Annotated in this window: 14 protein-coding genes and 1 tRNA gene; 9 read left to right on the forward strand and 6 right to left on the reverse strand. The window is 70.9% G+C overall.

Annotated elements, in window-relative coordinates; genetic code table 11:
- The first annotated feature begins 189 nt into the window (after nucleotides 1-189).
- Nucleotides 190-2,226: a putative bifunctional diguanylate cyclase/phosphodiesterase gene (locus ACTWOL_RS13940; protein WP_474297001.1), complete on the forward strand. Its 2,037-nt coding sequence runs from the start codon at nucleotides 190-192 to the stop codon at nucleotides 2,224-2,226.
- Nucleotides 2,227-2,280: 54 nt separating this feature from the next.
- Here the strand turns inward: ACTWOL_RS13940 and ACTWOL_RS13945 are convergent, their stop codons facing one another.
- The 3 genes from ACTWOL_RS13945 to ACTWOL_RS13955 all read right to left on the reverse strand — a co-directional run bounded on the left by ACTWOL_RS13945 (nucleotide 2,281) and on the right by ACTWOL_RS13955 (nucleotide 5,104).
- Nucleotides 2,281-3,387, reverse strand: coding sequence for an LLM class flavin-dependent oxidoreductase (locus ACTWOL_RS13945; protein ID WP_474297002.1), 1,107 nt, complete (start codon nucleotides 3,385-3,387; stop codon nucleotides 2,281-2,283).
- Nucleotides 3,388-3,512: 125 nt separating this feature from the next.
- Nucleotides 3,513-4,265 carry a maleate cis-trans isomerase family protein gene (locus tag ACTWOL_RS13950; RefSeq protein WP_474297003.1) on the reverse strand — a complete coding sequence of 251 codons (753 nt, stop codon included), beginning with the start codon at nucleotides 4,263-4,265 and terminating at the stop codon, nucleotides 3,513-3,515.
- The gene (locus ACTWOL_RS13955; protein ID WP_474297004.1) at nucleotides 4,262-5,104 is read right to left on the reverse strand and encodes a maleate cis-trans isomerase family protein; all 843 of its coding nucleotides are present in this window, start codon (nucleotides 5,102-5,104) and stop codon (nucleotides 4,262-4,264) included. Before ACTWOL_RS13955 ends, ACTWOL_RS13950 begins: the two co-directional genes overlap by 4 nt.
- A gap of 97 nt (nucleotides 5,105-5,201) precedes the next feature.
- Between ACTWOL_RS13955 and ACTWOL_RS13960 the strand changes: the two genes are divergently transcribed.
- A complete protein-coding gene (locus ACTWOL_RS13960) occupies nucleotides 5,202-6,155 on the forward strand; it encodes a D-2-hydroxyacid dehydrogenase (RefSeq protein WP_474297005.1) in 954 nt (317 codons plus the stop codon).
- Nucleotides 6,145-7,578: an amidase gene (locus ACTWOL_RS13965; RefSeq protein ID WP_474297006.1), complete on the forward strand. Its 1,434-nt coding sequence runs from the start codon at nucleotides 6,145-6,147 to the stop codon at nucleotides 7,576-7,578. Before ACTWOL_RS13960 ends, ACTWOL_RS13965 begins: the two co-directional genes overlap by 11 nt.
- Before the next feature lie 69 nt (nucleotides 7,579-7,647).
- On the opposite strand, the gene ACTWOL_RS13970 is transcribed toward ACTWOL_RS13965, so the two are convergent.
- Nucleotides 7,648-8,148: a DUF3830 family protein gene (locus ACTWOL_RS13970; RefSeq protein ID WP_474297007.1), complete on the reverse strand. Its 501-nt coding sequence runs from the start codon at nucleotides 8,146-8,148 to the stop codon at nucleotides 7,648-7,650.
- A gap of 42 nt (nucleotides 8,149-8,190) precedes the next feature.
- Here ACTWOL_RS13970 and ehuB point away from each other — a divergent pair, with 42 nt between their 5' ends.
- From ehuB to ACTWOL_RS14000, 6 genes are all read left to right on the forward strand, one after another.
- Nucleotides 8,191-9,075, forward strand: a complete 885-nt coding sequence (gene ehuB / locus ACTWOL_RS13975) for an ectoine/hydroxyectoine ABC transporter substrate-binding protein EhuB (RefSeq protein WP_474297008.1) — start codon at nucleotides 8,191-8,193, stop codon at nucleotides 9,073-9,075.
- On the forward strand, nucleotides 9,072-9,731 hold the full coding sequence (gene ehuC / locus ACTWOL_RS13980; protein ID WP_474297009.1) for an ectoine/hydroxyectoine ABC transporter permease subunit EhuC: 660 nt from the start codon (nucleotides 9,072-9,074) through the stop codon (nucleotides 9,729-9,731). The genes ehuB and ehuC overlap by 4 nt, the downstream gene beginning before the upstream one ends.
- Nucleotides 9,728-10,378 (forward strand): ectoine/hydroxyectoine ABC transporter permease subunit EhuD, encoded by a 651-nt coding sequence (ehuD, locus tag ACTWOL_RS13985; RefSeq protein WP_474297010.1) that lies wholly within the window; start codon nucleotides 9,728-9,730, stop codon nucleotides 10,376-10,378. The genes ehuC and ehuD overlap by 4 nt, the downstream gene beginning before the upstream one ends.
- Nucleotides 10,368-11,129 (forward strand): ectoine/hydroxyectoine ABC transporter ATP-binding protein EhuA, encoded by a 762-nt coding sequence (gene ehuA / locus ACTWOL_RS13990; protein WP_474297011.1) that lies wholly within the window; start codon nucleotides 10,368-10,370, stop codon nucleotides 11,127-11,129. The genes ehuD and ehuA overlap by 11 nt, the downstream gene beginning before the upstream one ends.
- Before the next feature lie 167 nt (nucleotides 11,130-11,296).
- On the forward strand, nucleotides 11,297-12,055 hold the full coding sequence (locus ACTWOL_RS13995) for an IclR family transcriptional regulator (RefSeq protein ID WP_474297013.1): 759 nt from the start codon (nucleotides 11,297-11,299) through the stop codon (nucleotides 12,053-12,055).
- A gap of 112 nt (nucleotides 12,056-12,167) precedes the next feature.
- Nucleotides 12,168-12,241, forward strand: a tRNA-Lys gene (locus tag ACTWOL_RS14000).
- A gap of 97 nt (nucleotides 12,242-12,338) precedes the next feature.
- Here ACTWOL_RS14000 and ACTWOL_RS14005 read toward each other — a convergent pair.
- The gene (locus ACTWOL_RS14005; protein ID WP_474297015.1) at nucleotides 12,339-14,018 is read right to left on the reverse strand and encodes an AMP-binding protein; all 1,680 of its coding nucleotides are present in this window, start codon (nucleotides 14,016-14,018) and stop codon (nucleotides 12,339-12,341) included.
- A 26-nt stretch (nucleotides 14,019-14,044) separates the two neighbouring features.
- On the reverse strand, nucleotides 14,045-14,632 hold the full coding sequence (locus tag ACTWOL_RS14010) for a lytic polysaccharide monooxygenase auxiliary activity family 9 protein (RefSeq protein ID WP_474297016.1): 588 nt from the start codon (nucleotides 14,630-14,632) through the stop codon (nucleotides 14,045-14,047).
- Nucleotides 14,633-14,750: the final 118 nt, after the last annotated feature.

Here is a 14,750-nt window from a genome sequence, read left to right on the forward strand (position 1 = left end):
CACAACCGATCACGACAGCTACAACCACAGCCACAGCCGCGCAGAAACGATCGGTCTGGACCTTCGGGTGCGCTTGATCACGGCACACACGCTGGAACGGCTCCCGGCCAGCCTCTATGATCGGCACACTTTCCCGGCTTTCCGGCCTCGACCGGACCTGACCGACACGACGCACAGCGGGAGCGAGCGGTGAGCGGAAATCCCGAAGGGCCGAGTCCCGCGGCCGTCACGGCATCCGGGAGCACCTCACCTCCGGTCACGGAACGTCACGACACCGCGGCGGTGCACACCGCCCCGGGCCGTACCACCGCGGGAGCGCCCGGCCCCTGCACGCCGCAGGCATCCGCTCCGTCCGCACCCGCCCTGTCCGCACCGGGCTTCGCGCCGGCCGTCGCACCACCCGCCCGGACGCATACCGCCCCCGCCACGGCGCCCGCGGCGCCACCCGGACCGATCTCGGCACCCGGCTCCCCCGGCCCCTGTGCCGCCCCGACCCCCTCCACCGCCGAGCTCGCCGACTACCGAGCCGCCTTCAACACAGCCCAGATCGCCATGGCCCTCGTCGACCACGAGGGCCGTGTCGTCTCCGCCAACGCCGCGCTGGCCGCCCTGCTGGGCACCGAACCGGCCGCACTGCACGAGCAGTCCGCCGCCGACCTCGTCGACCTCACGGCCGACGCCCGTACCCGGCACGCATACCGCGAGGTGCTCCAGGGCCGCAGCTCCCGCTTCCGCTGCACTCGCAGACTCAAGCACCCCGACGGACGCTCGCTCTGGACGGAGGTCACGGTCACCCCCGTGCCGGACGGCCGCCGCGCCCTCGTCTGCGTGGCGGACATCAGTGAGCGGCGCGAGCTGCAGGCACGGCTGCGCCATCTCCAGATGCACGACCCGGTGACCCGGCTGCCCAACCGCACGCTGTTCTTCGAGCGGCTCTCCACCGCGCTGGAGACCTCGTCGTACGAGCACGACGGCACCGGCCGGATCGGTCTGTGCTACCTCGATCTCGACGGGTTCAAGGCCGTCAACGACACCCTCGGGCACCGCGTCGGGGACCGGCTGCTCGCGGCCGTCGCGGCCCGCCTCACCGAGTGCGCCGACAGCGACGGCTACACCCGCAGCGGAGGGCATCTGGTCGCACGCCTCGGCGGTGACGAGTTCGCCATCCTGGTCGAGGACTCGATGGGTACGGAGCATCTCGCGGACCTCGCGCGGTCCGTGCTGGTCTCGCTCCAGCAGCCGTTCGACCTGGTCGGACAGCGGCTGTCGGTGTCGGCGTCCATCGGGGTCGTGGAGCGGGCCGCCGAGGGAACCACGGCGACCGGGCTGATGCAGGACGCGGACACCACGCTGTACTGGGCGAAGGCGGACGGGAAAGCCCGCTGGACCTTCTTCGACCCGGAGCGCAACGCCTACCGGATGACCCGCCAGGCGCTGTCGTCGACCCTCCGTCCCGCCGTCGAGCGCGGCGAGTTCGCGCTCGAGTACCAACCCCTGGTGGGGATGGCGGACGGCGTGGTCCGGGGCGTCGAGGCGCTGGTGCGGTGGAACCACCCGCAGTTCGGCACGCTGGCGCCGAATCGGTTCATCGGAATTGCGGAAGAGGACGGCTCGATCGTCCAGCTCGGACGGTGGATCCTGCGCACCGCCTGCCGGCAGACGCGGCAGTGGCAGATCGACCACCCGGGGGCCAGGCCGCTGTTCGTCAGCGTCAATGTCGCGGTCCGCCAGGTATGGGACTCCGACCTGGTCGCCGATGTGGCGGAGATCCTGGCGGAGACGGGCCTCGCGCCGCACCTGCTGCAGCTGGAGCTGACCGAGTCGGCGGTGATGGGCTCGGCGGGCCGGCCCCTCCAGGCGCTTCAGGCGCTGAGCGACATGGGCGTGCGGATCGCGATCGACGACTTCGGGACGGGGTACTCGAACCTCGCCTATCTCAGCCGGCTTCCGGTGTCCGTGCTCAAGCTCGACGGATCGTTCGTCCGCGGGTTCCGCTACGACGACGGAAGCCACCCCAACCCTGCGGACGAGACGATCGTCGAGGCCATGGTGCAGCTCGCCCACCGGCTGGGGCTGACGGTCACCGCCGAGTGCGTGGAGACGGCGGGCCAGGCGGAGCGGCTGCGGCGCATCGGCTGCGACACGGGCCAGGGCTGGCTGTACTCGCGGGCGGTCGGTCCGGACCACATCGGCGGGATGATCGGGATCAGCCCGCAGGCGGTGTGACCCCGCCCGCCACCGCCTGACCCTTCCGCCGGTCGCGCCCCCAGCGTGGGGGACCTAAGCCACGGCCCGCCCCGGCATCCCGTACGCGTCCGCGATGAGTTCGTACGAGCGCAGTCGCGCCTGGCCGTCGTGGACGTTGGCCGTGATCATCAGCTCGTCGGCGCCGGTGCGCTTACGCAGGTCGTCCAGGCCCGTACGGACCTCGTCCGCCGTGCCGTGGACGACGTTCCCGAGCCAGGTGTCCACGAACTCGCGCTCCAGCGGGCTGAACGCGTACGCCCCGGCCTCCTCCGGGGTGGGGACCAGACCGGGCCGTCCGGTGCGCAGCCGGAGCATCGCCAGGGCGCCGGTCATCGCCTGGCGGCGGGCCTCGCGGGCGTCGTCGGAGGCGAGGGCGGAGACACCGATCAGAGCGTAGGGGGCGTCCAGGACCTCCGACGGGCGGAAGGACTCCCGGTAGAGGTCGAGCGCCGGAAGGGTGTTCTGTGCCGAGAAGTGGTGGGCGAAGGCGAAGGGCAGGCCGAGTGTGCCCGCCAGCCGGGCGCTGAACCCGGACGAGCCGAGGAGCCAGACGGGCGGACGGGCCGGGGACTGCATCCCACCGGGCGCGGTGCTCTGGACGGGGCCCGGGACCGCGTGGATCCGGGCGTAGGGATGGCCGTCCGGGAAGTCGTCGTCCAGGAACCGGATGAGTTCGACGAGCTGCTGCGGGAAGTCGTCGGCGCCCTCGCCCAGCCGGTCGGTGCGGCGCAGCGCGGCGGCGGTGGCGCCGTCGGTACCGGGTGCACGGCCCAGACCGAGATCGACACGGCCGGGTGCGAGGGCCTCCAGGGTGCCGAACTGTTCGGCGATCACCAGCGGGGCGTGGTTGGGCAGCATCACACCGCCCGAGCCGAGGCGGATGCGGTCGGTGTGCGCGGCGAGATGGGCGAGGATCACCGCGGGCGAGGAGGAGGCGACTCCGGGCATGGAGTGGTGCTCGGCGACCCAGTGGCGGTGGTAGCCGCGGCGCTCGGCGAGCTTGGCGATGTCCACGCTGGTGCGCAGGGCCTGGGTGGCGCTGCGGCCACTGCCGACGGTGACCAGATCCAGTACGGACAGGGGTACGGGGGCGTCGCCCTGGGCCGTTCCCCGGATCTCGTCGTTTGCGTCCACTGCCACCACGGGTGGGCCCTCCTGCGTCGTCCGCCGTCTTTCCGGGGCGACAACAGGAGGGACTCTCCGGTTATTCCCCGGGGCCCGCGCCCACTCCCGGGGAGCGGTTCCGCGAGATACGTGGCCGCCGTTCAGTCACCGCTGGGCTGCCACTCGGAACGGTCCCATTCCGGACGGACGAACAGGGCGCCCAGCCCGTCCGCCCACGCCCGCCGGTCGGCCAGCCGCAGCCCCTCCCACACCGTGACCTGATTCGCCGTGAGCACCGGCTTGCCCAGCTCGCGCTCCAGCTCTTCCAGATGGGCGGCCGTGTGCAGCGCGGTGTCCGGCAGCAGCACCGCCTCGGCCCGTGGGTCGTCCCCCGACCGGGCCAGTGCGAGGACCTGCTCACGCCCCCAGGTGCCGACCTCGGCGGCGGTGACGACGCCGCTCGCCTTGATCGCGGTGACCTCGAGACCGGCCGCCTTCAGGAAGTCCCCGAAGGCGGCGGTGATGTCGTCCGGGTAGGTCGCGGCGATCGCGACCCGTGTCACCCCGAGGGCCTGCGCCGCGTGCACGAAGGCAAACGACGTGCTCGAGGCCGGCAGCCCCGACGCCTGCGCCAGCTCCCGGATCTGCTCCTGTGCACCGTCCCGGCCGCGGATGAAGCTTCCGCTCGTGCACGCCCACATCAGCGACTCGGCCCCGGCCAGCCGCAGCTCGTCGACCCCGGCCGCCAGCCGCGCCGCCGAACCCATCTCCAGCAGCGCGTCCCTGCGGTGCGCGTCCTCGCCGATGTCGGTGTGGAACAGCGGCAGCCGGATGTCGCTGTCGAGCAGTACGGCGATGCGCGGATAGTCGTCCTCGGCGGAGTGTCCCGGATAGAGGAGTCCGACGGTCGTCATGTCCATCCTTCCTGCTGTTCCCCGTGCGGGGCGGACGGCGGTGCGGGCGGGGGTGGAGGGGGCGGTGGCGGTGGTGGTTCCTCGTGCGGCCCCTCGGTGGCCATCAGCAGGGCCTGGTACGGGCCGACCGCGTACGCCCCGATCCGGCGCAGCGCCGCCCACATCGTGACCTGGTTCGCGGAGATCACCGGTATGCGCAGTTCCGCCTCCAGCTGGGGTATCGCGTCGTACGTCGGCAGATTGGTGCAGCTGATGAAGAGCGCGTCCGCCGCGCCCGCGACGGCCTGCCGCGCCATGTCCACCACGGACCGGTACGGCACCTTCCAGATGTGCCGGGTCAGCCCCAGGAAGGCGCGGCCCGTGACCGCTACCCCAGCTTCGCCCAGATACTCCTCCAGCGCCCCGGTCACGGACTCCGTATAGGGGGTGACCAGGGCGATCCGCCGTGCGTCCAGTTCCTCGAGCGCTTCGAGGAGCGCTCCCGACGTGGTGAGCGAGGCGACGTCCCCGGCCCGGGTCATGGCCTCGCACATGGCCCGCTCCCCGGCCAGCCCGCCGACGAAACTGCCCGAGGTGCAGGCGTAGGCGACGACCTCCGGCTCTGACACGGACAGCGCCCTGACCGCGTTGGCGAGCGTCTCGTGCTCGCTGACCAGCCGGGCCAGATCGAGCGAGACCTCGACCGGGACGAACGGCGTACGGGTCAGACGCAGCGAGACGGCGTCCGGGATCCAGCGCCACAGTTCCCGGTCGAGCGCGAAGTCGAAGGGGGCGACCACGCCGATGCCACGCTGCGGAGCGGGACCGCCCAGAAACGAAACCTCGAGGGACACATCCATCACAGGCCCCCTATGACGTCTTGTTGACGACGTTAGGTTGGGGTGCGAGCGTGGGTCAATCCGTACATGTCAGACGTCCAGAAACGGTTTCCCCGCGATGTCCGTCCCGGTTCTCCTGGTACTGGAAGCTGACCCTCCGCCGCGCCTCGGCCGGCTCATCGGCCAGGCCGACATCCGCTATGCCGACGAGCGTTCCCTCGCCCGCGAACTGCCCGGCGCGGACGCGCTGCTGGTGTGGGACTTCACCTCCGACGCGGTTCGCCGCGCCTGGCCGGGGCCGGGCCGGCGCCCCGGCTGGGTGCACACGGCGAGCGCGGGCGTCGACCGGCTGCTGTGCCCCGAGTTCACCGCTTCGGACACCGTGCTCACCAACGCCCGGGGGATCTTCGAGGAACCCATCGCCGAATACGTGGCCGGTCTGGTGCTCGCCCTGGCCAAGGACCTCCCCCGCACCCTGGAGCTGCAGCGCCGGCGCCGCTGGCACCACCGTGAGGGTGTGCGGGTCGCGGACAGCAGGGCGGTCGTCGCCGGCGCCGGCCCCATCGGGCTGGCGATCGCACGCACCCTGCGCGCGCTCGGGGTGACCGTCGCCGTCACCGGTCGCACCGCGCGCCCGGGTGTCCACGGGGCCGGGGATCTGGACCGGCTCATCGCCCGCGCCGACTGGGTCGTGTGCGCGGCGCCGCTGACGGACGCGACACGGGGCATGTTCGACGCCCGGCGGTTCGGGCTGATGCAGCCGTCCGCCCGGTTCGTCAACGTCGGCCGCGGCGCACTGGTGGTGGAGGACGCACTGGTCGCCGCGCTCACGGAGCGGCGGATCGCCGGTGCGGCCCTCGATGTCTTCACGGACGAGCCGCTGGGGCCCGACGACCGGCTCTGGGAGGTGCCCGGCCTGATCGTCTCACCACATATGAGCGGGGACACGGTCGGCTGGCGCGACCGGCTCGGCGAGCAGTTCGTCGAGCTGTTCACCCTGTGGGCGGCCGGAAAGCCGCTGCCGAACGTGGTCGACAAGGAACGTGGGTACGTGCCCTCCCATGACACCTGAGCAGAGTGGTCCGACCGTACTGACCGAACTGACCGCCCATCAGCTCATCGGCGGATACGAGCGGGGCGACTTCTCCCCCGTGGACGTCACCCGCGCCGTGCTGGCCCGGATCGATTCGGTGCAGCCGTCGGTGAACGCGTTCGTCCGGACCGACGCCGAAGGAGCCCTCGCCCAAGCCGAGGCGGCCACCGTACGGCGCCGCAGGGGGGAGCCGCTCGGTCCGCTCGACGGAGTGCCCGTGACCGTCAAGGACCTGCTGCTCCAGGCGGGCGCGCCGACCCTGCGCGGATCCCGGACGGTACGGCCCGGCGCCTCTGCCTGGGACGAGGACTCCCCGGCCGTGGCCGGACTGCGGAAGGCCGGCGCCGTGCTCGTCGCGAAGACCACCACGCCCGAGTTCGGCTGGAAAGGTGTCACCGACTCCCCCTTGAGCGGGGTCACCCGCAATCCGTACGACCTGTCGAGGACCTCGGGCGGCTCCAGCGGCGGCAGCGCCGCGGCCGTGGCCCTGGGCGCCGCACCGCTGTCGGTCGGAACGGACGGCGGTGGTTCCGTGCGCATCCCGGCGTCCTTCTGCGGCATCTTCGGGCTGAAGCCCACCTACGGCAGGATTCCGCTGTATCCGGCGAGCCCGTTCGGCACCCTGGCGCACGCCGGGCCGATGGCGCGTGACGCCGCCGACGCGGCCCTGCTGCTGGATGTGCTGAGCGGGCAGGACTGGCGGGACTGGTCCCAGTCGGCGCCCGCGCCCGCGACCGCCGGCGGGCTCGGCGCGGGCGCCGAGGGCGTGAAGGGGCTGCGCGTCGCCTTCTCGCCGTCCCTCGGAGGGCAGGTCGCGGTCAGGCCCGAGGTGGCGTCGGCCGTCCGTTCGGCCGTAGCGCGGCTGGCCGGGCTCGGCGCGTACATCGAGGAGGCCGACCCGGATCTCGCCGATCCCGTGGAAGCCTTCCACACCCTGTGGTTCAGCGGAGCGGCCCGGATCGTCCAGCATCTCGACGCGGGGCAGAGGGAGTTGCTCGATCCGGGTCTGCGGGAGATCTGCGCGGACGGCGCCCGGGCCTCGGCGCTGGACTATCTCGCAGCGGTGGACGTGCGGATGGACCTGGGCCGGCGCATGGGCCGTTTCCACACCTCGTACGACCTGCTCGTCACGCCCACGCTGCCGGTCACGGCCTTCGAGGCGGGCGTGGAGGTGCCCGGCGGCTCGCGGCACCGGCGCTGGACGGGGTGGACCCCGTTCACCTACCCCTTCAATCTCACCCAGCAGCCCGCCGCGACCGTGCCCTGCGGGGTGGACGGGGACGGGCTCCCGATCGGGGTCCAGCTGGTCGGGGCCCGCCACCAGGACGCGCTCGTGCTGCGCGCCGCGCACGCCCTTTACGTGTCGGGCGCGGCGGCGATCCCGCCGCCGCCCGCCCTCTGACGGCTGCCGCCGCGGGCACGTCCCCCGCGGGGAACATGCCCGGGTCGGGCTCCTCGCAGCCGACGCTCCTCACAGCCGCCGGAAGTTCAGCGTCTCCCCCAGCGCACCCGCCCGCCACAGGTCCTGGCAGGCCTCGGCCATCCGGTCCAGACCGTCGACCACCGTGCCCCACACGATGCCCGGCACCCAGCCCGTGTCGCCGTTGAGCAGCAGGTTGTTGCGCTCGTAGAAGAGCGCGAGGTCCACGGTCACCGGCCGGGAGAGGTCCCGGTCGTAGCCGTAGGCCGCCGTACTCAGCTCCGTACCGCTGAAGGTGAAGTAGCAGAGGTCTCCCGGGATGGGGGTCACGGTCGGGTTCTCGAGCGGGGGTTCACGGTCGGCGAAGGCGGAGAAGAGGGCGTAGATCTCGTTGCGCGCGTACTTCGCGTGGTACACGTCGCTGCCGAGCGGCAGTGCGTCCCACACGGCCTGACAGGTCAGGGGCGCGCGGTCGTCGAGGAGGCGGGCCGTGCAGTGCACGCCCCGCCGGGCGAGGAACACGTCGATGAAGCGGTCGGATCGATCGGCCATTGACCACGCATACCCCGTCCCGGGTCGGGTAGCCGCGCGCCCATGGCTCCTCACACGGCTGAACACACCAGACGAGCGATACGTCGGCGCACCGTGCTGCTGGGTACGGCGGGTGCCCTCGGCGCCGCGGGGGCGGCGGGCTGTGCCCGGGTGCCCGAGGGCGACGGGCTCGCCCGGCTCAGATCCCAGGGCACGGTGCGCCTCGGCATCGCGGGCGAGGTGCCGTACGGCTACATCGACAAGGACGGCGAGTTCACGGGCGAGGCGCCGGAGCTCGCGAAGGCCGTCTTCCAGCGTCTCGGGGTGCCCCGTGTCCAGCCGGTCGCCACCGATTTCGCCTCGCTGATACCCGGCCTCAATTCGCAGCAGTTCGACGTCGTCTCGGCAGGGATGTACATCAACAAGGAACGCTGCGCACAGGTCGTCTTCTCGGATCCCGAATACCAGATGCTGGACGCATTCATCGTGCGCAAAGGGAATCCGATGAATCTGCACAATTACGACGATGTCGTGCGGACCACGGCGAAGTTCGCCACCGGTACCGGTTATGCGGAACTCGACTACGCGGTCGCGGCCGGCTGTCCCGAAAAGGACATCGTCATCCTCCAGGACCAGGTGGCCGGGCTGAACGCCGTCGAGTCCGGACGTGTCGACGTGTTCGCCGGCACCGCCCTCACCACCCGCGAGGTCGTGAAGGGCAGCGCCAGGGCCGAGGCGACCGAGCCGTTCGCCGCGGTCGTGGACGGCAAGAAGAAGATCGACGGCGGGGGCTTCGCCTTCCGGCCGACCGACACCGCGCTGCGGGACGCCTTCAACGCCGAGATCCACCGGATGAAGAAGAGCGGTGAGCTCTTCCGCATCCTGCGCCGGTTCGGCTTCACCGAGAGCGAGATGACGAAGCTCACGGCGAAGGAGCTGTGCCGATGACCGCCGGACTGTGGCAGAACTGGGTGCTCCCGGGGATCTGGATCACGATCCAGCTCACCGTCTACAGCGCCGCACTGGCCGCGGCCGTCGCGTTCGGTGTCGGCATCGCCAGGACCCATCGCTCGCGCGCGGTCCGCTTCCTCGCCGCCTTCTACACGGAGGTGTTCCGCGGAACGTCGGCGCTGATCCTGATGTTCTGGCTGTTCTTCGTGCTTCCGCCGCTGCTGGGCTGGCAGTTGGTCCCCCTGTGGGCGGCGGTGCTCGCGCTCGGCCTCTCCTACGGCGCGTACGGCGCCGAGATCGTGCGTGGCGCCCTCAACTCGGTGGCGCCCGCCCAGCGCGAGGCCGGGATCGCGCTCAGCTTCACGCCCTGGCAGCGGATGCGGCTGGTCCTGCTGCCGCAGGCCGTGCCCGAGATGATCCCGTCGTTCTGCAATCTGCTCGTCGAGCTGCTCAAGGGGACGGCCCTGGTGTCGCTCCTCGGCGTGGGCGATGTGTCGTTCGCGGCGTATCTGGTGCGCCTCGCCACGCAGGAGAGCGCACAGATCTACACGATCACGCTGGTGATCTACTTCGTGCTCGCCGTCGTCATCACCCGCTCCATGAAGGCGCTGGAGCGCAGGACCAAGGCCAATGTGGGGGTGACGGTCAAGTGACCTGGGACTGGTCCGCTGTCGCGGACTTCATGCCGCGCTTCTGGGACGGTGTGCTCCTCACGCTCCAGGTGCTGGTGCTGGGCTCGGTGCTGTCCTTCACGCTCGGACTCGTCTGGGCGCTCGCGCTGCGGTCGGACCTGCGCCTGGTGCGCTGGCCGGTGGGACTGCTCACCGAGTTCATCCGCAGCACCCCGCTGCTGGTGCAGCTCTTCTTCCTCTTCTTCGTGCTGCCCGAGTGGGGTGTGCAGTTCTCCGCCCTCGCCACCGGCACGATCGCGATCGGGCTGCACTACTCGACGTACACCGCGAAGGTCTACGGCGCCGGCATCGACGCCGTACCGGCCGGACAGTGGGAGGCCGCCACGGCGCTGAGCCTGCCGCCCCACCGGACCTGGTTCGCGGTGATCCTGCCGCAGGCGGTGCGCCGCATCGTGCCCGCGCTGGGCAACTACGTGATCGCGATGCTCAAGGACACGCCGATCCTCGCCGGGATCGGCGTGCTGGAGATGCTCCAGCAGTCGCGCCTGGAGAGCGCCGCGACCTTCCAGTACACGGAGCCGCTGACCGTCGTCGGCATCGCGTTCATCGTCATCGCCTACCCGGCTTCCCTGCTCGTACGGACCCTGGAGCGCCGCCTTGCCCGCTGACACCGACACCCGGACCGAAGAACTCATCCGCTTCACCAACGTCACCAAGCGCTTCGGCGACAACACCGTCCTGGACGACCTCTGTTTCTCGGTGCGCCCGGGCAGGCACGTCACCCTGATCGGGCCGTCCGGCTCGGGCAAGACGACGATCCTGCGGCTGCTGATGACGCTGGAGAAGCCGGACGAGGGCACGATCGACGTCAACGGCGGCCGGCTCTACCCGGCCGACGAGAAGCAGCGGCGCGAGGTGCGCAAGAAGATCGGCATGGTCTTCCAGCAGTTCAACCTGTTCCCCAACATGAGCGTGCTGCGGAACATCACCGAGGCGCCGGTGCGCGTGCTGGGACTGTCCAAGGACGAGGCGGAGGAGCGCGCCCGCGGGCTGCTCGATCTCGTGGGACTCGCCGATCGCCTGGACGCCAGACCGACGCAGCTGTCCGGGGGCCAGCAGCAGCGGGTGGCGATAGCCCGCGCGCTGGCGATGCGGCCCCAGGTGCTGCTGCTGGACGAGGTCACGTCGGCGCTCGATCCCGAGCTGGTGGCCGGGGTGCTGGACGTACTCAGGGACATCGCCCGCTCGACCGACATCACCATGCTCTGTGTGACCCACGAGATGAACTTCGCCCGGGACATCTCCGACGAGGTGCTGATGTTCGACTCGGGGAAGGTCATCGAATCGGGAACGCCGGAGAAAATCTTCTCCGATCCGGAGCAGGACCGTACCCGGGAGTTCCTCGGTGCGGTGCTCTGACCTTTCACCCTTCGAATAAGTATTGACTCTGGCATATGCCACTGTCGTGCGCCCCTGGATATACCCCCGGGGCGCACGACAATTCTCGCCAACAGCCGCCCCACAGATGGTTCTTGGCGGCTATCGTGGTACGGAAGCTTGCGGTCACAACCTGGTAGGGGGAAACCGTGGCGCTGAAGCCGGAGCCGACCGCGCCGTTCCACTCGGTGCAATACGCCCTGCGCGTACTGGAGACGATCTCCAGGCACGGCAGCGGGGTAACCGATGTCCAGATCGCGCGCGAGACCGGTCTGCCCACCGGGCATCTGGCCTCCATGCTCCTGATGCTGCGGCGCGAGGGCTATGTCGAGCAGGTCGGGGACGGCGCCTATGTGATCGGCGACTCGCTCGTCCTGCTGGGCTCGGGCGCCACCCGGCAGGAGGCCCTGGAGCGCAAGCTGCAGGAGACGCTCACCGAGCTGCGCGACTCGGTCGGCGCCGCGGTCTACATCAGCAGGTACATCGACGGCGAGGTCAAGATCACGCAGTACGCCGACGGCCCGCGCACGCCCAAGGTCAACGAGTACGTCGACTTCCGCTCGGCGGCCCACGCCAGCGCGGTCGGCAAGTGCCTGCTCACCCAGCTCGACCAGAACGGCCGCCGCGACCATCTCTCGCGGCACCGGATCGCGCGGCTGACCTCGCGGACGATCACCAATGAGAAGGTCCTCTTCTCCAAGCTGGACGCGCAGCCGCCCACGGTCCCGGTGCTGGATCTGCAGGAGTACGCGGTGGGCACGGTCTGCGCGGCGGTGCCGCTGACCGCCGGGTCGTCCGTGGGCTGTCTGGCCCTCTCCCTCCCGATCGAGCACGCGCACCGGCTGCGTGCGGCGGCGGACACACTGAACCGCCGGGCGGCACCGGTGGTCCTTTCACTGACCCTCTGAGCACCGCCGGAGGGTGATCGCGGGCCACCGGGCGGCTGGTCACGAGTACCTCAGCGGACCAGGTAGTATTACTTCTGTCGTCAGCCGCCGAGAGCGGCTGGAACGGCAACCCGCGCCGCTAGCTCAGTTGGTTAGAGCAGCTGACTCTTAATCAGCGGGTCCGGGGTTCGAGTCCCTGGCGGCGCACCTCTCACAAGGCCCCTCGTTCGAGCGAGGGGCCTTGTGGTTTTCCGCCGGGCACCGGCACCCGAAGGCATGAGCTGCGTCACTTCCCTGCCCGCTCTCAGCGCTCGAGCAGCTCGATACGGTCGTGCTCCTCGTACGTGCGCTGCAGGATCGCCTTGTCCTCCTGGGTCAGCGGACGGTAGTGGGCCTCGCCCGCCGGGCGCCACCAGACCGGATCCGCGCAGCGGAACGTCTCATGCCGCAGCGCGACCCGGTGGATCTTGTTGGTCGCCGTGACCGGGAGCCGGGGCACCACGCGCACAAAGCGCGGCGTCATCTTGGTCCCCAGATCGGGCTGGGCATCGAGGAAGGCGTCGAACGCCGCCGGGTCGAAGCTGACGCCGTGACTCAGGGCGAGGGCGGCCATGACCTGGTCACCCGAGACGGGGTCCGGGACGGCATAGACCGCGGCGCCCGCCACGGCGTCCCAGCGGCCGAGGATGTTCTCGATCGTCGCGGCGGCGAGGTTCTCGCCGTCCACCCGGAGCCGGTCGTCGGTGCGGCCCGCGAAGTACAGGAAACCTTCGGCGTCGCGGAAGAAGAGGTCACCGGTCCAGTACCAGCCACGCCTCACGCGTGCCGCGTCCGCCTCCGGGTTGCGCCAGTAGCCCTCGAAGGGGCTCGGGCCCCGGTTGACCAGTTCTCCGATCGCCCGGTCTCCGTTGAGCAGCCGGCCGTCCGGGGAGAAGCGCGCGGCTTCGCACTCCTCGCCCGACGGATCGAGCACGGCCAGATCGCCGCCGGGCGCGGGGCGCCCGATGGCCGCGCGCGGAGTGCCGGGGGTGCGCTGGACGGCCGCGCCGCCCTCGGACGAGCCGTATCCCTCGACGAGCCGCACACCGAAGCGCCGCTCGAAACGGTCCGCGTCCACGGCCCCCGCCTCGGTGCCGAAGCCGATCCGCAGCCGGTGGTCCCTGTCGTCGTCCCGCTCGGGCACGGCCAGGAGATAGTGCACGGCCCGCCCGACATAGGTGAAGTACGTGGCGCCGTACGCCCGTACGTCCGGCAGGAAGCCGGAGGCGGAGAAACGCCGGCGCAGCGCGACCTGCGCGCCGGCCACCAGCGCGGGCGCCCAGTCGGCGATCACCGCGTTGCCGTGGAACATCGGCATACAGACGTAGTGGACGTCGTCGGGACTCACCCGGAAGTGCGCCACGAGCGACGCACCGGCCGCCGCGAGTCGCCCCTGGCTGCAGATCGCCGCTTTGGGAGCACCGGTCGAGCCGGAGGTGAAGCAGAGCAGCAGCCGGCTCTCCGGCCGCACCGCGCGGACCGTCGCCTCGTCCGGCTTCGCCCCCTCATAGGGCCTGAGGAGTGCGGCGTAAGCGTCGGTGTCCGTCACCAGCACCCGTACGCCGGGAAGTGGGAGACCGTCCAGCAGGGGCAGATGCGCGCGCTCGGTGACCAGCACCCGGCACTCGGTGTGCAGGATGTCGCGGGCCAGTTCGCCGCCCCGGCGGGTGGTGTTGATGCCGGCGACGGCGGCCCCGGCGAGGGCCGCCGCGCTGATCCAGAGCGGGAACTCCGGAGTGTTGTCGAGCAGGATCCCGAGGTGCGGCTCACAGCCCCGGGGCAGCAGCTCCGCGAGCAGCGCGGCACGCGCGGCCGCGCCGGAGGCGATCTGGTGGTGGCTGAGGACGACGTCCTCGAACCGCAGCCCCACCCGGTGGTCACCCCACTGGCGCGCTATGAGGTCCGCAACGGTCGCTCTGCCTCCGGTGCCACGGGAGCTCGCCATGGCGCCGTACGGTAGCTGACAGGACGTCAGAACTGAACGTCCGAGCAGGCATAGAAGGCGTTCGGGGTGTCATTGATCGTCCACACCGCCAGGATCAGATGGCGGCCGGACTTGGACGGCAGTGTGCCCGTGTGACTGAGCGTGAACGGCGGGCGCTGGCCGTTGTAGGGGATGGTCAGGAAGGGCTGTGGATCGAGAGCGGCCCGGGTGAGCGGCCGACTGGGGTTCCAGCCGTTTCTGGTGATGTAGTACCTGAAGTCGGTGGTGGAGTGCGGGGCGGTGAACTGCCACCGGAAGGTGAAGTTCTGCCCCGAGGACGCCCTGGTCGCGGGCCAGGCGCCACCGCGCGGGTCGTCGAGCTGCGCGAAGCGGCTGTTGCCGCCGGCGCAGATCGTCCCGTCGGCCGGACCGGCCAAGGGGAAGCCCTTGGGGCCCTCGACGCTCTGGGGCTCCCACTGGATTTCACCGCAGTTCGCCACCGTGCCGTTGGCGCAGAGCTTCTGGCGGCTGAGGGGGGAGTCGGTGTAACCGTGGCTGCTGGCGCTGCCGGTGGCGAGCATCGTGCCGCCCGCCACCGCAAGCCCGAGCAAGGCCGCGCCTATTCGTCTTCGCATGCTGTCGCTCCTGGAGAACGTGGGGGAGTTCTGTGAGCCGTGCGCGCGCCGTGCCCTGTCGCACTCGGGTGCTTGTGCGGTCGTGCACGTTCCGGTCTAGACCAAGTCCCAGATTATG

This window comes from Micromonospora sp. IBHARD003, from assembly GCF_056106285.1.